Genomic DNA, 22,517 nt, shown 5'->3' with positions numbered 1-22,517 from the left:
TCTTATTCTCCTAAGATGTCAACGATCTCCTGGAATACCTCATTCAGATCCCTGGTTCCGTCTACCGTCTTCAAAACACCCTGTGTGGTGTAATAGTCAATCAATGGCTGTGTCTGCTCATGATAAACATTCAGACGCTTCTGGACTGTTTCCGGCTTGTCATCATCACGGAGTACAAGCTTGTCACCACAGGTATCGCAGACCCCCTCTGTCTTCGGTGCTGCAAATACAACGTGATAAGTTGCACCGCATTTCACACATGCACGGCGTCCGCCCATACGTTTCACGATGTTATCATCCGGCACATCCACATCGATCGCATAGTCAATTTTGCTTCCAAGTTTGTTCAGAGCCTCTGTCAGACATTCTGCCTGCGGAATTGTTCTCGGGAAACCATCCAGAACATACCCTTCCCTTGCGTCATCCTGCTGGATTCTGTCAACAACAAGGTCGCAGGTCAGTTCATCCGGAACAAGAAGTCCCTGATCCATGTAAGTTTTTGCTTTGTTTCCAAGCTCGGTACCGTTTTTGATGTTAGCACGGAAAATATCTCCTGTGGAGATGTGCGGAATTCCATATTTCGCCGCAATTTTCTTAGCCTGAGTACCTTTACCTGCCCCCGGTGCACCCAACATAATAATTCTCATAGCATACCCTCCATTTTCCTGTTTTCTGCCTGATTTTCAGACAGTCCTGTTTACAAATCAAGGCTGCGACACTTTCGCACCGCAACCTTCATTTTCAATTAGTTCAGGAAGCCTTTGTAATTACGTACAAGCAGCTGAGATTCCACCTGCTTAACGGTCTCCAGGATAACACCTACGATGATGATGATAGATGTACCGCCGAAGGAAACATCCGCACCGAACACACCGTTGAAGAAGAACGGTATAACGGCCACGATAACAAGACCTACTGCACCTATAAATATAATATAATTCAGGATTTTAGTCAAATAATCTGAAGTCGGTTTTCCCGGACGGATGCCTGGGATAAAACCGCCCTGCTTTTTGATATTATCGGCTACTTCCAACGGATTAAAGGTAATTGATGTATAGAAGTATGCGAAGAATACGCAAAGTACCACATACACGATCAGACCCCAGCTGTACTGGATCTGACTTGGATTACACCAGTTATTGGAGGAAAGTCCTCTTAAGATCTCACTTCCGATGCCCGTTCCGTTTCCTTTGCCAGCGAACTGAGCAATGATCGACGGGAAAGACATGATAGAGGAAGCAAAAATAACCGGGATAACGCCGGCAGTATTTACCTTGAGCGGGATGTTTGTGGACTGACCGCCCATCATTTTACGTCCAACCATCTTTCTGGAATACTGAACCGGAATTCTTCTCTCTGCTCCGTTGAGGATAAGTACGAGCACTACAACAAACAGAATAATCACAGCAATGATGCAGGCTGCAAGCATTCCTTTTGCAATTGTTTTGCCCTTGACGAAGTTCTCATAAAGAAGGGACATATCACTCGGGATCCTGGACACGATATTGATAGTCAGGACGATGGAAATACCATTTCCAATGCCCTTCTCTGTAATACGCTCGCCCAGCCACATAAGCATTGCGGAACCCGCTGTTAAACTTGCAACAACTACGATTCCTTTAAGGAAGCTCATGTTCGGGATCATACCCTGACGTCCAAATCCGATTGCCATGGCAACAGACTCAAACAGAGCAAGACCAACCGTTACATAACGTGTGATTGCTGTAAGCTTTTTTCTTCCTTCTTCTCCGTCACGCTGCATCTCTTCCAGTGCCGGAATGGCAATGGTAAGAAGCTGAATGATAATGGAAGAAGTAATGTAAGGTGTGATGTTCAATGCGAAAATTGACATCTGAGTAAAGGAACCGCCGGTGAACGCATCAAAGAAATTGAATGCGTCACCGGTATTAGATTCAAACCACTGCTTAAAGAAGTCACTGTCGACTCCCGGTACAGGAAGCTGGGATCCAATTCTGATCACGAATATCATCCAGATCAGATAGAGAAGCTTTCTTCTCATTTCCTTTACTTTGAAAACACTCTTAAGAGTCTCAAACATTAGATCACCTCTACTGTACCACCAGCAGCTTCAATTTTTGTTTTTGCAGTCTCGCTGACAGCGTTTACTTTAACATTAAGTTTTTTTGTAAGCTCGCCGTTTCCAAGGATCTTAACACCATCACCGATCTTGGAGATTGCACCGCTTGCAAGTAAGCTGTCAACTGTAACCTCTGCGCCATCCTCAAAACGATTGAGAACGTCTACATTGATTGCGATAATTTCTTTAGAGTTTCTGTTAGTGAAACCTCTCTTAGGAAGACGTCTGTATAAAGGCATCTGACCTCCCTCGAATCCCGGTTTCTTGTGTCCGGAACGAGCAAGCTGTCCTTTATGTCCTTTACCAGCAGTTTTGCCGTTTCCTGAACCATGTCCACGGCCTCTTCTGAAGTTATCGCTATGCTTGGAACCCTCTGCGGGTCTTAAGTTTGATAATTCCATTCTGGCACCTCCTTAATCTTCTACTTTTACCAGGTGCTGCACCTGCTGAATCATTCCTCTAGTTGCAGCGTTGTCTGGCATCTCAACTGTTTTATGCATCTTTGTAAGACCCATAGCTTTTACAGTTTTTTTGTGCTTCGGTACTGCACCGATTGGAGATTTTACCAGTGTAACCTTGATTGTATCTGCCATTTCCATATCCTCCTTAACCCAGAATCTCATCTACAGATTTTCCGCGGAGCTTTGCAACCTCTTCCGGAGTCTTTAACTGGCTCAGGCCTGCGATTGTTGCCAGAACTACGTTCTGTTTATTTCTGGAACCCATACATTTTGTACGGATGTTTTTGATACCTGCAAGCTCGATTACGGCACGTGCCGGGCCACCGGCGATAACTCCAGTACCTTCCGGAGCTCTCTTCAGAAGCATCTCAGCGCTTCCGAATTTTCCGATGAAGTCATGTGTAATGGAATTGTTCTCGTCTCTTGCAACAGTAACAAGCTTCTTCATAGCGTCCTCTTTACCTTTGCGGATCGCCTCCGGAATTTCTGCTGCTTTTCCTAAACCTGCACCAACGTGTCCATTGCCGTCACCTACAACAACTAAAGCTGTGAAACGGAAGTTACGACCACCTTTAACAACCTTGGTAACACGCTTGATTGATACTACTTTATCTTCTAACTCTAACTGACTAGCATCAATAAGATTACGTTTCATGTGTTCTTTTCCTCCTCTTAGAATTTCAGTCCAGCTTCTCTTGCTGCATCTGCCAGTGCTTTAACTTTTCCGTGGTAGATATATCCACCTCTGTCGAAAACAACGCTCTCGATACCAGCCTCAACAGCTTTTTTACCGATCACTGTTCCAACTTTTGCTGCAGCCTGTACATCATCAGTGTTCTCAAGCTCTGCTTTTACGTCCTTCTGGAGAGTAGAAGCGGATACTAAAGTTTTACCAACTGTGTCATCAATAATCTGTGCATAGATGTGCTTGTTGGAACGAAATACTGCCAGACGAGGAGTAGTTGCAGTTCCGTTTAAATGATGACGTAATCTTCTATGCTTCTTTTCGCGAATTTCGCTTCTGGATGCTTTGTTAATCATATTCTCACTCTCCTTAATTATTTCTTACCGGTCTTACCGACTTTACGTCTGATAACTTCGTCAACGTACTTGATTCCCTTGCCCTTGTATGGCTCAGGTCTTCTCTTGTCTCTGATCTCAGCTGCGTACTGGCCAACTTTTTCTTTGCTGATACCAGATACGATGATCTTGTTTCCGTCAACTGTGGACTCAAGACCTTCTGGATCTTCCATCTCTACCGGGTGAGAATATCCGAGGTTAAGTACAAGTTTCTTGCCCTGCTTAGCAGCTCTGTAACCAACACCGTTAACCTCAAGCTCTTTTTTGTATCCTTCGCTTACACCAACAACCATGTTGTGGATAAGGCTTCTTGTTAAGCCGTGAAGGGCTTTGATTCTCTTTAAGTCGTTCGGTCTTGTTACAACTACATGACCGTCTTCAACTTTGATCTCTAACTCTGTCGGGAGTGCTCTCTCAAGTGTTCCCTTAGGTCCTTTTACTGTTACAACGTTTCCATCTGCGACTGTAACCTCAACGCCAGCTGGAATTGCAACCGGAAGTCTTCCGATTCGTGACATAAATTTGTCCTCCTTACTTAGATTGTCGGAGAGGGCCCATGCCCTCTCTGTTTTCAGTTTAAAAGCTATATGACTGCTTCGTTAAGCGGCTTTGGCCTACCAAACGAATGCAAGTACCTCGCCACCAACCTGAAGCTTACGAGCCTCTTTGTCAGTGATAACGCCTTTGTTTGTGGAAAGGATTGCGATACCAAGTCCACCAAGAACCTTCGGAAGCTCATCCTTGCCTGCGTATACACGAAGACCTGGTTTGGAGATTCTCTTAAGTCCTGTGATGATCTTCTGGTTTTTGTCCTCACCATATTTCAGTGTGATGTGAAGAGTTTTAACAACTCCATCCTCAACCAGATCATATTTTGCGATGTATCCCTCATCTACAAGGATGTTTGCGATAGCAATTTTCATCTTGGATGCCGGTACGTCTACAGTGTCATGTTTTGCAGTATTTGCGTTACGGATTCTTGTAAGCATATCTGCGATCGGATCGCTCATTGTCATGTAAGTTTCCTCCTCTTTCTTCAGACTTTACATGTCGTGTGAATATTATTTAAATGATTAAAAAGTTGCTTTCGCCTCGGCCTACCAGGAAGCTTTCTTAACACCCGGGATCTGACCTTTGTATGCCAGCTCACGGAAGCAGATTCTGCAAATTCCGTATTTTCTCAGGTATGCATGTGGACGGCCACAGATTCTGCAGCGAGTATACTCTCTTGTGGAGAATTTAGCTTTACGCTGCTGTTTAATTTTCATTGCTGTCTTAGCCATGAATCTTTTCCTCCTATTTAGCAAATGGCATGTTGAATAATGTCAGTAATTCGCGTGCCTCTTCATCTGTTTTAGCAGTTGTAACGAAGATAACGTCCATTCCTCTTACTTTATCAACCTTATCGTACTCAACCTCTGGGAAGATCAGCTGCTCTTTGATACCAAGAGCATAGTTTCCTCTACCGTCGAATGCGTTCGGGTTAACACCACGGAAGTCACGTACACGTGGAAGAGCAAGGTTGATAAGACGATCAGCGAACTCATACATCTTCTCGCCTCTCAGAGTAACTTTACATCCGATCGGCATACCCTCTCTGATTTTGAAGTTAGCGACAGATTTTTTAGCTTTTGTAGCGATTGCTTTCTGTCCTGTAACAAGTTCCATATCTGCGATTGCAGCGTCAAGAAGTTTAGCGTTCTCTTTTGCCTCGCCAACACCCATGTTAACAACGATTTTCTCGAGTTTTGGCACTTCCATTACGTTTTTGTATCCGAATTTCTTGGTCATGGCATCCATGATCTCGTTCTTGTAAAGATCTTTTAATCTACTCACCTTTATATGCCTCCTCTCTTAATTAATCGATTGTCTTTCCTGTTGCTTTGGCAACACGAACTTTTTTGTCTCCATCCATCTTGAATCCAACTCTTGTAGCTTTTCCGTCTACAATGAGCATTACGTTGGAGATATGAAGCGGAGCTTCTTTTGTCACGATTCCACCGTTCTGATTAGCTGCGGACGGTTTAGCGTGCTTTGTAACCATGTTTACGTTCTCAACAACTACTGTGTTGTCTTTTACGTTAACTGCAAGGACCTTTCCGTCCTTACCTTTATCTTTTCCAGCGATTACCTTTACAGTATCACCTTTTTTAATTTTCATAGCTGACATTCGGCACCCTCCTATAATACTTCCGGAGCTAAGGAAACGATCTTCATGAATTTCTTCTCACGAAGCTCTCTGGCAACTGGTCCAAAGATACGTGTTCCTCTCGGAGTTAAGTCATCCTTGATAATTACGGCAGCATTTTCATCGAAACGGATGTAAGATCCGTCTTTACGACGAGCGCCTTTTTTAGTTCTAACAACTACAGCTTTAACAACGTCACCTTTTTTAACAACGCCGCCTGGTGTTGCATCTTTAACCGTAGCAACGATTGTGTCACCGATGTTTGCATATCTTCTTGTAGAGCCGCCCATAACACGAATACAAAGGATTTCTTTTGCACCAGTGTTGTCGGCAACTTTCAGTCTAGTTTCCTGCTGAATCATACTGGTTTCCTCCTTATTTAGCTTTCTCTACGATCTCAACCAGTCTCCATCTCTTGTCCTTGGACAGCGGTCTGGTCTCCATTACCTTAACGGTATCTCCGATGTTGCACTCATTGTTCTCGTCATGAGCTTTTAATTTATATGTTCTCTTCACGATTTTTTTGTAAAGAGGATGTTTTACATGGTCTTCAATTGCAACTACGATGGTCTTATCCATTTTGTCGCTGATAACCTTACCCACGCGGGTTTTTCTCAGATTTCTTTCCACGATTATGTCCTCCTGTCCTATTTGGAAGCGTTTGCCTGCTCAGTGATTACTGTCTGGATTCTGGCAATATTTTTACGAACCTCTTTGATTCGTCCTGTATTGTCTAACTGGTTTGTTGCATTCTGAAATCTCAGATTGAAAAGCTCTTTTTTAGCAGCTACTAATTCTTCATTCAGTTCTGCAACTGACTTTGCTTTTAAATCTTCCACGAACTTATTAATTTTCACTGTTATCACCGCCTTCTAAGTCTGCACGAGAAACGATTTTACATTTACATGGTAACTTGTGCATTGCAAGACGTAATGCTTCACGGGCAACCTCTTCGGACACGCCTGCAATCTCAAACATAACACGACCTGGTTTTACTACTGCTACCCAGTACTCCAGAGCGCCTTTTCCGGAACCCATTCGAGTCTCAGCTGGTTTAGCTGTTACCGGTTTATCCGGGAAAATCTTAATCCAAACTTTACCGCCACGTTTGATGTAACGGGTCATAGCAACACGGGCTGCCTCGATCTGATTAGATCTGATCCAACATGGCTCAGTAGCAACAAGACCGAAATCACCATAGTTGATAACATTGCCTCTAAGGGCTTTTCCTCTCATGGAGCCACGGAATTGTTTACGACGTTTTACTCTTTTTGGCATTAACATTATTTATCGCTCCCTTCCTTAGTTCCTTTTGTCGGAAGAATCTCACCATTGTAGATCCATGCCTTAACACCAACTTTACCATATGTGGTGTCTGCTTCCGCAAAGCCATAGTCGATATCTGCACGAAGTGTCTGAAGCGGGATTGTTCCCTCGCTGTAGAACTCTGTACGAGCCATATCAGCTCCGCCGAGACGTCCGGATACGGAAGTCTTGATTCCCTTAGCGCCAGCCTTCATTGTTCTCTGCATTGTGGACTTCATAGCACGTCTGAAGGAAATACGATTCTCAAGCTGAAGAGCAATGTTCTCAGCAACCAGCTGTGCATCTTTGTCCGGTCTCTTAACTTCTTTGATGTCAACGATAAGCTTCTTGTCTGTGTATTTCTGAAGCTCAGCTTTAACTTTCTCGATCTCTGCGCCGCCCTTACCGATTACGATACCAGGTTTTGCTGTGTAGATGATGATCTTAACTCTGTCAGATGCTCTCTCGATCTCGATTTTGGAAACACCTGCGCTGTATAATTTCTTTTTAAGGAATGTTCTGATGTTGTAGTCTTCTACCAGGTAGTCAGCAAACTTGTCTTCTGCATACCATCTGGAATCCCAATCCTTGATAACTCCGACTCTAAGGCCATGCGGATTAACTTTCTGTCCCATGCTTTTCCTCCTTACCTTTCATCAAGCACAACTGTGATATGGCTAGTTCTCTTCTCGATTCTGTAAGCTCTACCCTGTGCTCTCGGCTGAATTCTCTTCATTGTAGGTCCCTTATCTGCATAGCATGCTGCAACATAAAGGTTGTCTGCGTTCATTCCGTTGTTGTTCTCAGCGTTTGCTACTGCTGACTCAAGCAGTTTTTTGATCACGCTGGAAGCGTATCTCGGATTGTATGTCAGGATACCAAGTGCTGTCTGTACATCTTTGCCACGGATCGCATCTAATACGTAGCAGGCTTTCTGAACAGAAATTCTTGCATAAGATAACTTTGCAGACGGCCTTGTCTCTCTATTATTCTCATTTCTGGCTCTCTTTATCTGGCTTCTATGTCCTTTTGCCATCTTAAAGTGCCTCCTTTCTTAAATTCGATATCTAAGTTATCTGCCAGCTGTCTTAAATTGACAGCGGGCAGTTATAAATCTGATGACTAGCGTACTCCGGACTTCTTCTCGTCTTTTCCGTGTCCTCTGTAAGTTCTTGTTGCAACGAACTCACCAAGTTTGTGTCCTACCATATCCTCTGTGATATATACCGGCACATGTTTTCTTCCGTCATGAACAGCGATTGTGTGTCCTACGAAAGACGGGAAGATTGTGGAACGGCGAGACCAAGTTTTGATTACGGATTTATCATTTGAAGCGTTAAGAGCGTCTACTTTTTTAAGTAAGCTCTGGTCTGCAAAAGGTCCTTTTTTCAGTGAACGAGACATGCTTTCTCCTCCTTATTATTTCGATAATGCTTTTCCATCGCGTCTTCTTACGATGTACTTGTTGGACTGTTTGTTTTTCTTTCTGGTCTTCAGGCCGAGAGCAGGTTTGCCCCACGGTGTGCAAGGACCTGGGCGTCCGATACCGGTCTTACCTTCACCACCACCATGTGGATGGTCATTCGGGTTCATTACGGAACCACGAACTGTAGGTCTGATACCCATGTTACGTTTACGTCCGGCTTTACCGATGTTAATAAGGTTGTGATCTCCGTTTCCGATTACACCAACAGTTGCGCGGCATACGATCGGAACCATTCTCATCTCACCTGAAGGAAGACGAAGTGTTGCGTACTTTCCTTCTTTAGCCATGAGCTGTGCGCCGTTTCCTGCAGAACGAACCATCTGTCCGCCTTTTCCAGGATGAAGCTCAATGTTGTGAACCATAGTACCAACCGGGATAAGCTCCAGTGGGAGGCAGTTTCCAACACGAACCTCAGCTTCCGGACCATTGTAAACCTTCTGGCCTACTTTAAGTCCCTCTGGAGCGAGGATGTAAGCTTTCTCGCCATCTGCGTAGCAGATCAGAGCGATGTTAGCTGTTCTGTTCGGATCGTACTCGATTGTTTTAACTGTTGCAGGGATTCCATCTTTTCTTCTCTTGAAGTCGATGATTCTGTATTTTCTTCTGCTTCCGCCACCCTGATGTCTTACAGTGATCTTACCCTGATTGTTACGTCCAGCGTTCTTCTTAAGGGAAGTAACGAGGGATTTCTCTGGTTTTGCAGCTGTAATCTCAGAGAAGTCGGAACCAGTCATATGTCTTCTTGACGGTGTATATGGGTTATAGCTTTTGATTCCCATGATGTTTCTCCTTTCGAATTTGTTCTCGTGCTTTCGTGCACATATTCGGACTTATCTGTTAATTAAAGTCCCTCAAAAATCTCGATATCTTTGCTCTCTTCTGTAAGAGCTACGATAGCTTTTTTAGTCTTAGCAGTTTTTCCAACTACCATTCCACGGCGTTTTTTCTTTCCATCACTGTTGATGGTGTTTACGCTCTTAACTTTTGTTCCCTCGAACATCTTCTCAACAGCCTCTTTGATCTGAGTCTTGTTAGCTTCCGGATGTACAAGGAATGTATATTTCTTCTCACCCATGTCTGCCATGGATTTCTCTGTGATAACCGGACGGATGATTACGTCATAGTACTGAATACTTGCCATTATGCGTATACCTCCTCGATAGATGCAACGGCATCCTTTGTAACAACTACGGTGTTGTGTTTCATAACATCGTATGTGTTGATTGTAGCCGGTGTTGCAGTTTCCACGTCAGCGATGTTTCTTGCGGAAAGAACTACGTTCTGATCGTTGTCAGCTGTGATTACAAGAGCTTTCTCTGCTTTCAGGTTTGTAAGAACCTTCTGCATCTCTTTTGTCTTAACCTCAGCAAGTGCAAGGCTGTCAACAACAACAAGTTTATTATCCTGAACCTTGGATGTCAGAGCGGATTTAAGAGCTGCTCTTCTTTCCTTCTTGTTCATTTTCACTTCATAATCTCTCGGAACCGGAGCGAATACAACACCGCCGCCTGTCCACTGTGGTGCACGGATGGAACCCTGTCTTGCATGACCTGTTCCTTTCTGTCTCCACGGTTTTCTTCCGCCGCCTCTTACCTCAGAACGAGTTTTCGCTTTCTGAGTTCCCTGACGGTTATTTGCAAGCTGACGAACAACTGCAAGATGAACGAGATGCTCGTTGATCTCAACGCCGAATACTGCGTCATTCAGCTCCATTGTGCCAACTTCATTGCCTTCCATATTATAAACAGTTACATTAGCCATTCTGATGCTCCTCCTTTCCTATTATAAGGACTTTACTGTCTCTTTGATTGTAACCAAAGATTTCTTAGGTCCTGGAACAGCACCCTTAACTAACAGTAAGTTATTTTCTGTATCTACACGTACGATCTCAAGATTCTGAACAGTTACCTGAACATGTCCCATGTGACCTGGCATATGTTTTCCTTTGAAAACCTTGCTCGGATCGGAGCAAGCGCCGTTGGAACCTGCATGACGATGATATTTAGAACCGTGAGCCATAGGTCCTCTGGACTGGCCATGTCTCTTGATGGCGCCCTGGAAGCCTTTACCTTTGGAAACTGCAGTAGCATCGATATGATCTCCTGCTGCAAAGATATCAGCCTTGATCTCCTGTCCAACCTCATACTCGCCGGCATTGTCAAATCTGAACTCTTTTACAAATCTCTTTACAGCTACACCAGCTTTGTCAAAGTGGCCTTTCTCCGGTTTGTTGACCAGTTTCTCTCTGATCTCGCCGAAGCCAACCTGAACTGATGTGTATCCATCGTTCTCCTCAGTTTTAACCTGAGTTACAACGCAAGGACCTGCCTGTAAAACAGTTACCGGAATTAACATTCCATCTTCATTGAAGATCTGAGTCATTCCGACTTTAGTAGCTAAAATAGCTTTCTTCATTTCTTTCTTCCTCCTTATAGCGGATTACCATTCGGTAATCATATAGTTAATGTCAAATGACATTATTAGCGGTTTTTCATCTTGATATCGATGTGAACACCAGCCGGCATTTCCAGTCTGGAAAGTGCATCTACTGTTTTCTGAGTTGGTGTCAGGATATCGATAAGTCTCTTATGTGTTCTCTGCTCAAACTGCTCTCTGGAATCTTTGTATTTATGAACAGCTCTTAAGATTGTAACAACCTCTTTCTTAGTAGGAAGCGGAACCGGTCCACTTACCATTGCTCCGTTCTTCTTTACTGTCTCGATGATCTTTGCTGCAGATGCATCAACGAGCTGATGATCATATGCCTTTAATGTGATTCTCATTACCTGATTTGCCATAAAAAAAGTCTCCTCCTATTCGTACTTATATAGCAGTACGACAAGCGGCGACTGTACACATCTCCGTGTGTGTCATGGTATATTTGCACACACGTCCCATCCCAAGATGGTTATTGAACTTTGTACAGTGACTTGTCGTCAGTTTCCTAACTTGACATTCGCTCCACGGAAAACCTGCCAGTGTGGCAGCAACCTCGCGCTTCATAGCTATCAATGTCACAGCAAGGATTAGTATATACGATGATTCTTCAGAATGCAAGCCTTTTTTTTAATTTTTTTGATTTTTTTTAAAAAAGAAGAAAATGGCTCATTTCTGAACCATTTTCTTCTTATATAATAGGTACTTATTTTATTCTTCCATATCGTCCACATCACCACTGATGATATCCGAGTAATCAAACAGTGTAACCTTCGTGATGTCATCCTTAACGATATCCGGTGCATCACCGGCTTTCTTTACGCGGCTTGCAAGCTGCGCTGCGGAATAAGACGGCATCGCAAGGCTTCCAATGGTAACCGGCTCCTCTTCCTCTTCCGGAACCTCTTCGACCTTTCCGGCCGGATGCGGCTTTCTGTTTTCTTCAACCGTACGTTCTGCCATTTCCAGTCTGGAAAGCATATCTGCTTCTTCTGAAGTGGCTGCTGCAATCTCTTTCTTAAGTTCCGCATGAGCTTCACTTGCGGCAGTCTGTGCAGTCTGCTGTATGGCAGCCTTCTTTTTATTCTCCGAATAGCCTGTAACATCCTCTTCGTCAATTTCATCTACGAAACCGCCCGTACGGACCTTACGCTTATCTGCTTTTTTATTTTTGTGTTTTCGTGCCTTTTCTTCCTGAATGATCTCTTTTTCTTCTTCCTTCATTCTTCTGGCACGTGCTTTTTCTTCCTGCTTCAGTTCTTTCCTAGACTTCACATAACCCGGTTCCGGATCGTTCACATCTTCCTCAATATCATCCGGCTCTTTCTTCCAGAGCTCTGCGATCACATACAGGATGATCAGGAACAATACGACCAGACCAAGAATGATCAGGCCTTCAATACTTTCTGTAGCCACCATAAGATATCCCACATAGCCAATGGTAACTACAACTTTCGGAACATAATCTCCAACCTTAATGGTAAAAGTCTTTCCTCCGGAAACGGACTGATCTGTTACTGTTCCGGTTCCCTTGGAGGCATCGAGATTGGTGATCGTATATTTATATGTCTCGGAATCTTTCTGTACAAGGATCGGAGTACCTGCGCTGATCGCAGAACTCTTCTCCGGGATCGCATATGTAACAGATCCGACTGGGAGGTTCGTTGCCTTATCGGATTTATCCACGATCACTGTTCTCACCCCGAAGAACGTCGGAAGAACAAGTCCCAGTACACAGATCAGTGTGCATATCACAACAAAATGTACGATAAATTTCAATACTTTTGACATAGGTAATCTTCCTCTTTCATATTTGTAGGTACTTTGAAGCGGAAAGGGATACAGCGGGAATCGGTCTTCCTTTCCGTCTGTATCCCTTTATATTCCACATCCGCAGGAATCTACCATTTTCCGCGGACTGCTCTGTTCCAACTGATTACTGGTTGCTTAAATACTGTTCAATGCTCTCCATCGCTGCATTCTCATCATCACCGTTGGCAGACAGTGTAATCTCTTCTCCAGCGTCAAGTCCCAGAGTCATCATTCCCATAATGCTCTTTGCATTGACTCTTTTTTTGCCAATCTCAACATAAATTTCACTGTTAAACTGGCTTGCCACCTGAACAAGCTGTGCTACAGGTCTTGCCTCCAGTCCAGTGGATAAGTTGATAGTGATTGGTTTTTTAATCATAATAGCTCCTCCTTGTTCTCCCGCAGCTCATCTGCGATCTCACTCAGCTTGCGAAGCCGGTGATTCACACCTGATTTGCCCACCTGCGGATTCAACATCATACCTAATTCTTTCAGTGTGGCATCCGGATACTGCAGTCTCAGCCTGGCTATCTGTGCCAGTCCATCGCTTAAGCTCTCAAAGCCGATAGTTCTGCTGATCAGCTGTATATCTTCCACCTGTCTCACTGCCGCATTTACCGTTTTATTGATATTCGCAGCCTCACAGTTCACCTTGCGGTTTACCGTGTTACGCATTTCCTTAAGTATCCGGATGTTCTCCAGATCCATAAGGGCTACGTTCGCTTCCATGACTGCCAGCATGTCAACGATCTGTGCGCCCTCCTTCACATAGACCACATATGATTTCTTGCGCACCACAATTTTAGCTTCTACGTGAAAACTGCGGATAATCCCCTGTAATTGTTCTGCTTTCCTGCTGTCCGGACACACGATCTCAAAATGATACCCTTTCTCTGGATCACTGATCGAACCGGACGACAAAAAAGTACCGCGAATAAATGCCCGCTTGCAACAGTTCATCTGAACCACAAGCGAATTATCCATTTCAAGTAAACCGGTTTCGTTATCCACAGAAAGCTTTGTCCCCTGCAGTACTTCCTCTGTTCTGGCAGGATCCGTAACCTCAACAAGATATACCTTACCCCGTTTGAGATGAGATCCTTCCCGGATAACAATCGCTGTCTCTATATTAAAGGTTTTTCGCAATAATGTAAAGCTTTTTCTTGCAACTGCTTCATTTTCTGTCTGGATCCATAGTTTTCTGTTTCCATCCGACATTTTTTCCACACGGCCGCAGCCGCAGAGCAGTGCCGCCAGTTCTGCCACCTGACAGTGCCTGGCCAGACTAAGCTGTCCTGCAAGTTCTTCTTTGACTTTTCCTGAAAATGACATCCCGAACCCTCTTTTACTGTTTCCCTGCCACCCTTTTCATCGCGGCAGTTATTTTTTCAGAAGTCTGTCCTTCTCCGCATCCCTGTGCTCCAGGCGGATGCCGTATTCATCCGATTTGGAAAGCCTGGAAAAAAGTTCTCTGGCAATAGTAACAGAACGATGTTTTCCCCCTGTACATCCGATACCGATCACAAGGCTTGTTTTCCCTTCTTTAATGTAGTTAGGGATCAGAAAACGGATCATATCCTCCAGTTTGTCCGCGAAGGCTTTCGCCGTATCACTGGCCATCACATAATTGAACACTTCATCGTCAAGGCCTGTCAGAGGACGCAGTTCATCCACATAATAGGGATTGGGAAGAAATCGCACATCAAACACAAGATCTGCATCTGCCGGGATTCCATACTTAAAGCCGAAGGAAAGCACAGAGATCATGATATTGCTGAACTCTCTGTCATCCACAAAGATCTTTTCGATTTCCTGGCGAAGCTCCCTGGTAAGCAGATGGCTGGTATCAATGATATAATCCGCACGTTTCCGGAGAAATTTTGTTTTCTCACGTTCCAGGCGGATTCCCTCATCCACTCTCCCTGCTCTTGCCAGCGGGTGGCTTCTTCTGGATTCTTTATAGCGTTTTACAAGGACAGAATCCTCTGCATCCATAAACAGGATCTCGTAATCATACCCGGTCTGCTTCATACGGTCCAGAACTACTTCCAGTTCATCAAGGGCACTTCCGCTTCTGGCATCGATCCCCAGAGCCACATTTCTAACATTTTCGCTCTGCATCTCAGGAAGAAGGGAAGCAAATTTTTCCAGAAGCTGGATTGGAAGATTATCCACGCAGAAATATCCCATATCCTCCAACATTTTAAGTGCAGCTGTTTTTCCTGCTCCTGACACTCCTGTAACGATCACAAAACGCATAGTCTCTCTTCCTTTCCATTTCTTCTTCCGTTATCTGTAAAGCGTACATACGCATTCCTGTTCCCTCTGTTTCATATCCTGGGTATCTGAAAGCCGGGCTACGCTGAGGCTTTTAGGTCTGTGCGATCGGATCCACAGACAAGTAAGTGGTATAATTATTTTGAAAACGATGTACCAGAAATGGTCATCAGGCTTCAAAATCACCCAGGAACTTCACCTCCGGTTCCAGCGTAACTCCATATTTCTTATAAACGATATCCCTGACATTATCCATCAGCGTGCGGACATCCCTGGCAGTTGCACCGCCTGCATTGATCACAAAGCCACAGTGTTTCTCAGAAACCTGTGCACCACCTACCTGATATCCAGCAAGACCGCTGTCCATGATCAGCTTACCTGCAAAATATCCCTCCGGTCTCTTAAAGGTACTTCCAGCACTGGGATACTCCAACGGCTGTTTGGTGGTACGACGGATCGTCAGATCTTTCATGGTCTCACGGATCACTTCCGGATTTCCCTCCTTCAGCTGTAGCTTTGCTTCCAGCACGATATAACCTGCGGTTTTGATGATGCTGGTACGATATCCCAATTCCAGTTTATCTGCCGGAAGGGTAACGATCTCTCCCTCCTCATCCATCACAGTTATCTCTGTGAGAACATCCTTCATCTCGCCGCCATAGGCACCTGCATTCATCACAACCGCACCGCCCATAGTTCCCGGGATCCCGCCTGCAAACTCAAAGCCTGTAAGAGCTGCATTTTTTGCTGCTGCTGCCACCGATGAAAGCAGCGCACCTGCCTGTACGGTGATCTCTGTTCCTTCTACGGTAACGGCAGACATATTTTTGTAGATCTGGATAACCGCGCCACGATAACCGCCGTCTCCTACCAGAAGATTACTTCCGTTTCCGAGGATAAAATAAGGGATCGCACTTTCTTTACAGATTTTTACGATACGCCCCACATCTGTGTCTTTATCCGGCATCAAAAAATAATCCGCCGGACCTCCGATCTTAAAAGTTGTATGACGGCTCATTGCTTCGCCTGTAAAAACACGTTCTTCTCCAAGAAGATCGCAGAACTTTTTTATGATTTCTGAATTCACTTTTTATTTCCTCAGTCTTTCTGTTTTATTTCTGTAAAGCAGACATTACTGTTCCGCCTTGACTCATGCTCATGAACTGGATCTGTCCGTGATCTGCGCTCAATTTCTCATTTGCTGTCAGCTGTGTGAAACGTTTCCGGCTGACAGTATATCCCGCACAACTTCTCCCGCCAGCAGATATCCCGCAGTCCCTGTCACAAAGGAAATATTTCCTTCGGCAGGCTTCTTCACCATAGTTCTTCTCCGTCTGAAAAGCTTTTCTTTTGCCGGTTGTTCTCTGGAATACAGTACTTTGAGTTTACGTATTCCCTGTTTACGCAGTTCTTTTTTTATGATCCTGGCCGCCGGGCATACTGTGGTCCTGCTGATATCCGCAACCTCAAGTCTAGACGGGTCTATCTTGTCCCCGATGTCCAGGCAGGAGATCACAGGCACACGTCCCTCCCTTGCTCTGCTGATCAGAAGCAGTTTTGACGACAGTGTTCCCATTGTATCCACAATATAATCAAAGGAACGCAATTCAAACATTCCCGCAGTCTCCTCATTATAAAAGGTTTCGTAGGTATGCACCAAAATATTCTCATCAATATCCCGGATTCTCTTCTTGGCCGCCTCTACCTTGCTCATTCCCAGAGTAGAATGAAGTGCCAGCACCTGGCTTCCGATATTCGTCAATGTGATCTTTTCATGATCGATCAGTGTCAGACTCCCCACACCGCAGCGCGCAAGTGACTCTGCCACCTGTGATCCGGCTCCGCCAAGACCGAATACTGCAATTTTCGCCCTGCTGAGTTTTTTTACACCTGTATTTCCAACGAGCAATTCCATACGTGAAAAAGCATCCTGCATATCCGTCCTCCTGACACTGTTTTTTCTTTTGATTGAGAAAGACAGCGCCTGTCCGCCGCTGTCTATATTCCTTTTTATTATACTATCTCTGTCCGTAAATGTACAGATATTCTTGTTTTTTAAGATTTTCGCATAAAAAATTTACATTTTCTCATACTATTCCCATACAATCCCACAAGGAGGTTCTGTCCATGCTTCAACAGCTGATTCTGTGCTTTATCGGTTTCTGTGCCGGGATCATCGTTGCAGGAGGTGTCTCCGGACTGCTGATCGGCCTTTCCATTGTTCCCCGCTATGCAGGTATCACGCATACAGCTGACCAGATTTTTCTTTATGAAGATCTGACACTTCTGGGAACAGTTGCCGGAACCGTCGTCACCCTGTTTCCGATCAGAATTCCGCTGGGACCTTTTTTCCTGGCTGTCTGCGGAGTATTTTTCGGAATTTTCCTGGGCGGCTGGATCCTTGCACTGGCAGAGATCGCAAAAGTCTTTCCCGTCTTTGCCAGACGGCTGAAGCTCTCTCAGGGGCTTTCTCCGGTAATAATTTCCATTGCTGCCGGAAAAGCCCTGGGCTCCCTGTTTTATTATGCCATGAGCTGGATGTAATTCTTACTGTCACTCTACCATCTCACGAAAGGATTTTCCATATGCAAAATATCAACGAAAAAAAATATGAACAATATGTCAAGCAGCTTACTCCCACCCACAGTCTGCCGCTGAATATGGCAAAAGCTTTTCTCACGGGCGGACTGATCTGTCTTCTTGGACAGGTTATCTTAAACACAGCACAGGCTCTCGGTGCAGATGCTTCCGATTCCAGAACCTGGTGTTCTGTCCTTCTCATTCTCTTAAGCGTCCTTCTCACGGGCTTTGGTATTTATCCCAAAATCGGCAAATTCGGCGGTGCAGGAAGTCTTGTTCCCATTACCGGATTCGCCAACTCAGTGGCTGCATCCGCCATTGAGTTCCGGGCAGAAGGACAGGTTTTCGGCATAGGGTGCAAGATCTTTACTATTGCAGGTCCTGTGATCCTCTACGGCATCTTAAGCGCCTGGGGACTGGGTGTGATCTATTATATCCTAAAGATCCTGGAGGTGATATCATGAGCAAAAATCTCAGACTTGGCGCAGCCAGCATTGCATTTTCACAGCCTTTGTATATCGAAAGCGCCGCATCCATCGTCAGTCAGAAAGAGGCGGACGGTCCTCTTGGAGATCTTTTTGACCTGGTCTGTGAAGATCCCATGTTTGGCTGTGACACCTGGGAATCTGCGGAAAGCACACTGCAGAAAGAAACTGCCACTCAGGCCATAAGCAAAGCCGGACTGAGCTCCGAAGATATCCATCTGATGTTCGCCGGAGATCTTCTCGCTCAGACATCAGCCACCTGTTTCGGCTCCGCTGGACTTGGAATTCCCTTTTACGGTCTTTACGGCGCCTGCTCCACCATAGGGGAAGCACTTTCTCTCGGTTCCCTTGCTCTGACCGCCGGATTCGGCACACGGGTCTTATGTGCCACCTCCAGCCATTTCGCAAGTGCGGAAAAAGAATTTCGTTTTCCTCTGGGATACGGAAACCAGCGGCCGTTTTCTGCCACCTGGACAGTAACCGGAAGCGGTGCCTGTATCCTAAGTACATCTCCTCCCGGAGAAAAAGCTCCTCTGCGCTCCGGCAAAGGCTGTGCTGCTATCACTGGCCTTACTGCCGGCCGTGTGATGGATTACGGTCTCAGGGATTCCATGAACATGGGAGGCTGTATGGCTCCTGCAGCCTGCGATACCATTGCACGAAGCTTTTCGGATTTCGGGCGGACGCCTTCGGATTATGATGCCGTCTTTACCGGGGATCTGGGGATCATCGGGCAGAAAATTTTCCTGGATCTTCTGGAGGAACAAAATATCCGGCTTTCTCCCATTCATAAAGACTGCGGTATCCTGATCTATGACAATCCTTCTCAGGACACCCACGCAGGAGGAAGCGGCTGCGGCTGTTCTGCTGTAGTCCTTGCCTCCTATATCCTTCCGAAGATTGTATCCGGAGAATGGAAGCGGATCCTTTTTGTACCAACAGGAGCGCTTCTTTCCAAAGTAAGCTTTAATGAAGGTGACAGTATTCCGGGTATTGCCCACGGAGTTGTCATCGAGCATATGGAGGTATGAGCATGGATTACTTTAACGCATTCTGGTTCGGTGGCCTTGTCTGTGCCCTGATCCAGATCCTTCTGGACAAGACAAAGCTGATGCCTGGCCGTGTGATGGTACTTCTGGTATGCAGCGGCGCCCTGTTAAGTGCCGTTGGCGTCTACCGGCCGCTGGTGGATTTTGCAGGTGCCGGGGCCTCCGTCCCGCTGATCGGTTTCGGACATGTATTATGGGAGGGTATGAAAAAAGCCATTGAAGAAGACGGCATCCTTGGGCTTTTTACAGGAGGCTTCACTGCCTGTGCTGCCGGAGTTTCCTCCGCCCTGATCTTCTCTTATCTGGCCAGTCTCTTCTTCCGTCCAAAAATGAAAAAATAATATTCCGGGAAAGGAGTTTTTTCTCATGAGTGATACTCTTTATCTGCAGCTGGATCAGAACATTGAAGTCACCAACCCACATGTATATCTTCAGGATATCGCTGCACTTTCCATGAGTGACCCCAAAATCCTCAATCGTCTGCGGGTCATGCCTGTGATCGTTCTGGATGTGAAAAAGCCCGGACGCTATGTGATGTCTGTCTCGGATCTTCTGAAAAAGATCCAGAAGCTGGAACCCTCCATTGATATTTCTCCCATCGGGGAAACGGATTTTATCATCACCTACCGCATCAGCTCTGCCACAGGGAAAATTTTCCGGTATGTGAAAATCCTTTTTGTATGCCTGGTTTCCTTTTTCGGCGCCGCTTTTTCCATTATGACCTTTAATAATGACGTAGATATGGGCAGCCTTTTTAGCCAGTTTTACACTCTTGTTACGGGAAAAAGTTCCTCCGGCTTTACCATCCTGGAGATTTCCTACTCCATCGGGATCGGCCTCGGCGTACTGATCTTCTTTAATCATTTCGGGCATCTGAAGCTAAGCGATGATCCCACACCTATGCAGGTGCAGATGCGGACCTATGAGGATGATGTAAACCGGACACTGATTGAACAGGCTGCACGAACAGAAAATCCAGAAACTGACTCATAACCAGAGTCCACTCTCATATCCGTACAATTCCGCCGCCTGTCGCACAAAAAAAGCTCCCTGCAGATTTCTCTGCAAAGAGCTTTTTTTATATAATATGGGTTTACTTTTTTTCTGAAATGATATTTACAGAAGTCCTCCGATGGATAAGAACAGAGGAGCAAATACCAGTGATACAATAGTCATAAGCTTGATCAGGATGTTAATGGAAGGCCCTGATGTATCTTTGAACGGATCGCCGACTGTATCGCCGACAACGGCTGCTTTGTGCGCCTCGCTGCCTTTTCCGCCATGATGACCTGTCTCGATGTATTTTTTTGCATTATCCCATGCACCACCTGCGTTGGACATGAAGATCGCCATCAGTACACCTGTTACAAGAGCACCGGAAAGAAGTCCTCCAAGAGCCTCAACGCCAAGAACAACACCTACGATAACCGGAACAACGACCGCCATGATTCCAGGAAGCATCATCTCGTGAAGAGCTGCTGTTGTGGAGATCGCAACGCATGATTTGTAATCCGGTTTCTCGGTACCCTTCATGATACCCGGTTTCTCACGGAACTGGCGTCTTACTTCCTCGATCATCTTGTAAGCAGCCTTGGAAACGGATTCCATTGTGAAGGCCGAGAAGAGGAATGTAAGCATACCACCGATAAAGATACCGATCGTAACACGAGGAGCAAGGATATTGATCGCATCCAGATTTACTGCATTCGCATAAGATACAAACAGAGCAAGCGCTGTAAGAGCTGCGGAACCGATCGCGAAGCCTTTACCCATAGCTGCTGTTGTGTTACCTACAGAATCAAGCTTATCTGTGATCTCACGAACTGACTCATCCAGACCTGACATCTCTGCAATACCACCGGCATTGTCAGCGATGGGTCCATACGCGTCAACGGCAACTGTGATTCCTGTTGTGGAAAGCATACCAACTGCTGCAAGAGCGATTCCGTATAATCCATCCACACCGTATGCTACAAAAATACCAACACAGATCAGCAGGATCGGGAATGCTGTAGATTTCATACCTACTGCGATACCACTGATGATAGTTGTAGCTGCACCTGTCTCAGACTGCTCGCCGATTCCCTGAACCGGTTTATAATCTGCAGATGTGTAATACTCTGTAATGTTTCCGATGATGACACCGACAACAAGACCTGCGATCACAGCGATGGCTGCCTTCATGTCTCCGAAGAGAGTCTTGCTGAGGATCAGGGACACAATGATAACAAGTGTTGCAGATACATAGCTTCCTCTTGTGAGGGCTTTCTGCGGATTGGAATTATCATCACCTTTTACAAAGAATGTTGCAATGATGGATGCGATCAGTCCACAGCCTGCAATAGCCAGCGGATAGAGAACACCGGAAACTGCTCCGGCTACCGCACCAAGTGTAAGGGCAGATACCAGAGATCCTACATAGGACTCAAAAAGGTCTGCACCCATACCAGCAACATCACCTACGTTATCACCTACGTTATCCGCGATAACAGCCGGGTTACGAGGGTCATCCTCCGGGATTCCTGCCTCAACCTTACCTACAAGGTCAGCTCCTACGTCAGCTGCCTTTGTATAGATTCCACCACCAACACGTGCAAACAGTGCGATGGAAGAAGCACCAAGGCTGAATCCAGAAAGTACGTCAACGTTCTTTGTGATGATATACACAACGCTGACACCCAGTGCACCAAGACCTGCAACACACATACCCATAACAGCACCGCCGGAGAATGCAATGGAAAGAGCCTTGTTCATTCCTCCCTCTTTTGCTGCATTTGCTGTTCTTACATTAGCCTTTGTTGCAACGGTCATACCGCAGTATCCTGCGATTGTTGAAAACAGAGCACCTACTACGAAGCAGATTGCTGTTACCCAGCTTCCAACTCCGATTCCGATCAGTACAAAAAGTACGGCTACAAAAATAACCAGGATCTTGTACTCTGCTGTTAAGAAGGCGCGGGCACCTTCTGCGATCGCACCTGCGATCTCCTTCATTCTGTCTGTTCCTGCATCCTGCTTGCTGACCTTCGCTGCAAGGTATGCTGCGAACAGAAGTGCCAGTACTGCTGCCACCGGCACCAAATACATGTAGTTTTCCACTCTTTTTACCTCCGTTCATGTATTGTTAATACTTTATCACATTATTTTGCATATTTCAAATAGAATTTTCACTTATTTTTTTGTTAATACTGTGATATAATAAAAATTTATATAAATGGGATAAAAATTTTTTATATTATTGCTCGCATTTTTTCAGTTTC

The 22,517-nt window shown here is 45.4% G+C and carries 35 protein-coding genes; 5 read left to right on the top strand and 30 right to left on the bottom strand.

Annotated features, from left to right (window positions below):
- Window positions 1-2 precede the first annotated feature (2 nt).
- The 29 genes from BN3261_RS01875 to BN3261_RS01735 all read right to left on the bottom strand — a co-directional run bounded on the left by BN3261_RS01875 (window position 3) and on the right by BN3261_RS01735 (window position 17,079).
- Window positions 3-647, bottom strand: coding sequence for an adenylate kinase (locus BN3261_RS01875; RefSeq protein ID WP_015526935.1), 645 nt, complete (start codon window positions 645-647; stop codon window positions 3-5).
- Between the two features lie 98 nt (window positions 648-745).
- On the bottom strand, window positions 746-2,059 hold the full coding sequence (secY, locus tag BN3261_RS01870; RefSeq protein ID WP_015526934.1) for a preprotein translocase subunit SecY: 1,314 nt from the start codon (window positions 2,057-2,059) through the stop codon (window positions 746-748).
- Window positions 2,059-2,499: a 50S ribosomal protein L15 gene (rplO, locus tag BN3261_RS01865; protein ID WP_015526933.1), complete on the bottom strand. Its 441-nt coding sequence runs from the start codon at window positions 2,497-2,499 to the stop codon at window positions 2,059-2,061. The genes secY and rplO overlap by 1 nt, the downstream gene beginning before the upstream one ends.
- A gap of 12 nt (window positions 2,500-2,511) precedes the next feature.
- The gene (rpmD, locus tag BN3261_RS01860; RefSeq protein ID WP_015526932.1) at window positions 2,512-2,691 is read right to left on the bottom strand and encodes a 50S ribosomal protein L30; all 180 of its coding nucleotides are present in this window, start codon (window positions 2,689-2,691) and stop codon (window positions 2,512-2,514) included.
- Between the two features lie 13 nt (window positions 2,692-2,704).
- Window positions 2,705-3,214: a 30S ribosomal protein S5 gene (rpsE, locus tag BN3261_RS01855; RefSeq protein WP_015526931.1), complete on the bottom strand. Its 510-nt coding sequence runs from the start codon at window positions 3,212-3,214 to the stop codon at window positions 2,705-2,707.
- A 17-nt stretch (window positions 3,215-3,231) separates the two neighbouring features.
- The gene (rplR, locus tag BN3261_RS01850) at window positions 3,232-3,600 is read right to left on the bottom strand and encodes a 50S ribosomal protein L18 (RefSeq protein ID WP_015526930.1); all 369 of its coding nucleotides are present in this window, start codon (window positions 3,598-3,600) and stop codon (window positions 3,232-3,234) included.
- A 17-nt stretch (window positions 3,601-3,617) separates the two neighbouring features.
- The gene (gene rplF / locus BN3261_RS01845; RefSeq protein ID WP_015526929.1) at window positions 3,618-4,157 is read right to left on the bottom strand and encodes a 50S ribosomal protein L6; all 540 of its coding nucleotides are present in this window, start codon (window positions 4,155-4,157) and stop codon (window positions 3,618-3,620) included.
- Between the two features lie 96 nt (window positions 4,158-4,253).
- Complete coding sequence (gene rpsH, locus BN3261_RS01840; protein WP_015526928.1) at window positions 4,254-4,655, bottom strand: 30S ribosomal protein S8; 402 nt, start codon at window positions 4,653-4,655, stop codon at window positions 4,254-4,256.
- 81 nt (window positions 4,656-4,736) lie between these two features.
- Window positions 4,737-4,922 carry a type Z 30S ribosomal protein S14 gene (locus BN3261_RS01835; RefSeq protein WP_015526927.1) on the bottom strand — a complete coding sequence of 62 codons (186 nt, stop codon included), beginning with the start codon at window positions 4,920-4,922 and terminating at the stop codon, window positions 4,737-4,739.
- 13 nt (window positions 4,923-4,935) lie between these two features.
- Window positions 4,936-5,475 (bottom strand): 50S ribosomal protein L5, encoded by a 540-nt coding sequence (rplE, locus tag BN3261_RS01830; RefSeq protein WP_021650765.1) that lies wholly within the window; start codon window positions 5,473-5,475, stop codon window positions 4,936-4,938.
- A gap of 22 nt (window positions 5,476-5,497) precedes the next feature.
- Window positions 5,498-5,809: a 50S ribosomal protein L24 gene (rplX, locus tag BN3261_RS01825; RefSeq protein ID WP_059085341.1), complete on the bottom strand. Its 312-nt coding sequence runs from the start codon at window positions 5,807-5,809 to the stop codon at window positions 5,498-5,500.
- Window positions 5,810-5,820: 11 nt separating this feature from the next.
- A complete protein-coding gene (rplN, locus tag BN3261_RS01820; protein ID WP_019162495.1) occupies window positions 5,821-6,189 on the bottom strand; it encodes a 50S ribosomal protein L14 in 369 nt (122 codons plus the stop codon).
- 13 nt (window positions 6,190-6,202) lie between these two features.
- Window positions 6,203-6,457: a 30S ribosomal protein S17 gene (rpsQ, locus tag BN3261_RS01815; RefSeq protein WP_021650763.1), complete on the bottom strand. Its 255-nt coding sequence runs from the start codon at window positions 6,455-6,457 to the stop codon at window positions 6,203-6,205.
- A gap of 17 nt (window positions 6,458-6,474) precedes the next feature.
- Window positions 6,475-6,684: a 50S ribosomal protein L29 gene (gene rpmC / locus BN3261_RS01810; protein WP_021650762.1), complete on the bottom strand. Its 210-nt coding sequence runs from the start codon at window positions 6,682-6,684 to the stop codon at window positions 6,475-6,477.
- A complete protein-coding gene (rplP, locus tag BN3261_RS01805; protein WP_015526924.1) occupies window positions 6,674-7,111 on the bottom strand; it encodes a 50S ribosomal protein L16 in 438 nt (145 codons plus the stop codon). The genes rpmC and rplP overlap by 11 nt, the downstream gene beginning before the upstream one ends.
- Complete coding sequence (gene rpsC / locus BN3261_RS01800) at window positions 7,111-7,767, bottom strand: 30S ribosomal protein S3 (RefSeq protein WP_015526923.1); 657 nt, start codon at window positions 7,765-7,767, stop codon at window positions 7,111-7,113. The genes rplP and rpsC overlap by 1 nt, the downstream gene beginning before the upstream one ends.
- Before the next feature lie 11 nt (window positions 7,768-7,778).
- The gene (gene rplV, locus BN3261_RS01795) at window positions 7,779-8,168 is read right to left on the bottom strand and encodes a 50S ribosomal protein L22 (protein WP_015526922.1); all 390 of its coding nucleotides are present in this window, start codon (window positions 8,166-8,168) and stop codon (window positions 7,779-7,781) included.
- Window positions 8,169-8,254: 86 nt separating this feature from the next.
- Window positions 8,255-8,536, bottom strand: a complete 282-nt coding sequence (rpsS, locus tag BN3261_RS01790) for a 30S ribosomal protein S19 (protein ID WP_059085339.1) — start codon at window positions 8,534-8,536, stop codon at window positions 8,255-8,257.
- A 15-nt stretch (window positions 8,537-8,551) separates the two neighbouring features.
- On the bottom strand, window positions 8,552-9,397 hold the full coding sequence (gene rplB, locus BN3261_RS01785) for a 50S ribosomal protein L2 (RefSeq protein ID WP_015526920.1): 846 nt from the start codon (window positions 9,395-9,397) through the stop codon (window positions 8,552-8,554).
- Between the two features lie 62 nt (window positions 9,398-9,459).
- Window positions 9,460-9,759 carry a 50S ribosomal protein L23 gene (gene rplW, locus BN3261_RS01780; protein ID WP_015526919.1) on the bottom strand — a complete coding sequence of 100 codons (300 nt, stop codon included), beginning with the start codon at window positions 9,757-9,759 and terminating at the stop codon, window positions 9,460-9,462.
- Window positions 9,759-10,379, bottom strand: a complete 621-nt coding sequence (rplD, locus tag BN3261_RS01775; RefSeq protein ID WP_015526918.1) for a 50S ribosomal protein L4 — start codon at window positions 10,377-10,379, stop codon at window positions 9,759-9,761. Before rplD ends, rplW begins: the two co-directional genes overlap by 1 nt.
- Before the next feature lie 21 nt (window positions 10,380-10,400).
- Complete coding sequence (gene rplC / locus BN3261_RS01770) at window positions 10,401-11,033, bottom strand: 50S ribosomal protein L3 (RefSeq protein ID WP_015526917.1); 633 nt, start codon at window positions 11,031-11,033, stop codon at window positions 10,401-10,403.
- A gap of 65 nt (window positions 11,034-11,098) precedes the next feature.
- Window positions 11,099-11,416, bottom strand: a complete 318-nt coding sequence (gene rpsJ, locus BN3261_RS01765; RefSeq protein ID WP_015526916.1) for a 30S ribosomal protein S10 — start codon at window positions 11,414-11,416, stop codon at window positions 11,099-11,101.
- A 349-nt stretch (window positions 11,417-11,765) separates the two neighbouring features.
- Complete coding sequence (locus tag BN3261_RS01760; RefSeq protein ID WP_059085338.1) at window positions 11,766-12,845, bottom strand: hypothetical protein; 1,080 nt, start codon at window positions 12,843-12,845, stop codon at window positions 11,766-11,768.
- Between the two features lie 145 nt (window positions 12,846-12,990).
- Window positions 12,991-13,245 (bottom strand): HPr family phosphocarrier protein, encoded by a 255-nt coding sequence (locus BN3261_RS01755; protein WP_015526913.1) that lies wholly within the window; start codon window positions 13,243-13,245, stop codon window positions 12,991-12,993.
- Window positions 13,242-14,198: a DNA-binding protein WhiA gene (gene whiA / locus BN3261_RS01750; RefSeq protein ID WP_015526912.1), complete on the bottom strand. Its 957-nt coding sequence runs from the start codon at window positions 14,196-14,198 to the stop codon at window positions 13,242-13,244. Before whiA ends, BN3261_RS01755 begins: the two co-directional genes overlap by 4 nt.
- A gap of 48 nt (window positions 14,199-14,246) precedes the next feature.
- On the bottom strand, window positions 14,247-15,125 hold the full coding sequence (gene rapZ, locus BN3261_RS01745) for an RNase adapter RapZ (RefSeq protein ID WP_015526911.1): 879 nt from the start codon (window positions 15,123-15,125) through the stop codon (window positions 14,247-14,249).
- A 187-nt stretch (window positions 15,126-15,312) separates the two neighbouring features.
- Window positions 15,313-16,230 carry a UDP-N-acetylmuramate dehydrogenase gene (gene murB, locus BN3261_RS01740; RefSeq protein WP_059085337.1) on the bottom strand — a complete coding sequence of 306 codons (918 nt, stop codon included), beginning with the start codon at window positions 16,228-16,230 and terminating at the stop codon, window positions 15,313-15,315.
- A gap of 117 nt (window positions 16,231-16,347) precedes the next feature.
- A complete protein-coding gene (locus BN3261_RS01735) occupies window positions 16,348-17,079 on the bottom strand; it encodes a tRNA threonylcarbamoyladenosine dehydratase (protein ID WP_044961026.1) in 732 nt (243 codons plus the stop codon).
- Between the two features lie 191 nt (window positions 17,080-17,270).
- Here BN3261_RS01735 and BN3261_RS01730 point away from each other — a divergent pair, with 191 nt between their 5' ends.
- Genes BN3261_RS01730 through BN3261_RS01710 form a run of 5 tightly spaced genes read left to right on the top strand, consistent with a single transcriptional unit; the run spans window position 17,271 to window position 20,250 of the window.
- Window positions 17,271-17,687: a stage V sporulation protein AB gene (locus BN3261_RS01730; RefSeq protein ID WP_015526908.1), complete on the top strand. Its 417-nt coding sequence runs from the start codon at window positions 17,271-17,273 to the stop codon at window positions 17,685-17,687.
- 41 nt (window positions 17,688-17,728) lie between these two features.
- Window positions 17,729-18,187, top strand: coding sequence for a SpoVA/SpoVAEb family sporulation membrane protein (locus tag BN3261_RS01725; protein WP_059085336.1), 459 nt, complete (start codon window positions 17,729-17,731; stop codon window positions 18,185-18,187).
- Entirely contained in the window at window positions 18,184-19,239 is a 1,056-nt protein-coding gene (locus tag BN3261_RS01720; RefSeq protein WP_059085335.1) for a stage V sporulation protein AD, read from the top strand. Before BN3261_RS01725 ends, BN3261_RS01720 begins: the two co-directional genes overlap by 4 nt.
- 2 nt (window positions 19,240-19,241) lie before the next feature.
- Entirely contained in the window at window positions 19,242-19,598 is a 357-nt protein-coding gene (locus BN3261_RS01715; RefSeq protein ID WP_059085334.1) for a SpoVA/SpoVAEb family sporulation membrane protein, read from the top strand.
- A gap of 25 nt (window positions 19,599-19,623) precedes the next feature.
- The gene (locus BN3261_RS01710) at window positions 19,624-20,250 is read left to right on the top strand and encodes a stage V sporulation protein AA (RefSeq protein ID WP_059085333.1); all 627 of its coding nucleotides are present in this window, start codon (window positions 19,624-19,626) and stop codon (window positions 20,248-20,250) included.
- A gap of 123 nt (window positions 20,251-20,373) precedes the next feature.
- Here BN3261_RS01710 and BN3261_RS01705 read toward each other — a convergent pair whose 3' ends face one another.
- A complete protein-coding gene (locus tag BN3261_RS01705) occupies window positions 20,374-22,356 on the bottom strand; it encodes a sodium-translocating pyrophosphatase (protein ID WP_059085332.1) in 1,983 nt (660 codons plus the stop codon).
- Between the last annotated feature and the right edge of the window lie 161 nt (window positions 22,357-22,517).

This window comes from Blautia massiliensis (ex Durand et al. 2017) (genome assembly GCF_001487165.1).
Taxonomy (GTDB): Bacteria; Bacillota; Clostridia; order Lachnospirales; family Lachnospiraceae; genus Blautia_A; species Blautia_A fusiformis.
Note: the sequence above shows the minus strand (reverse complement) of the source record. Positions and strands in the feature narration are given on the sequence as shown.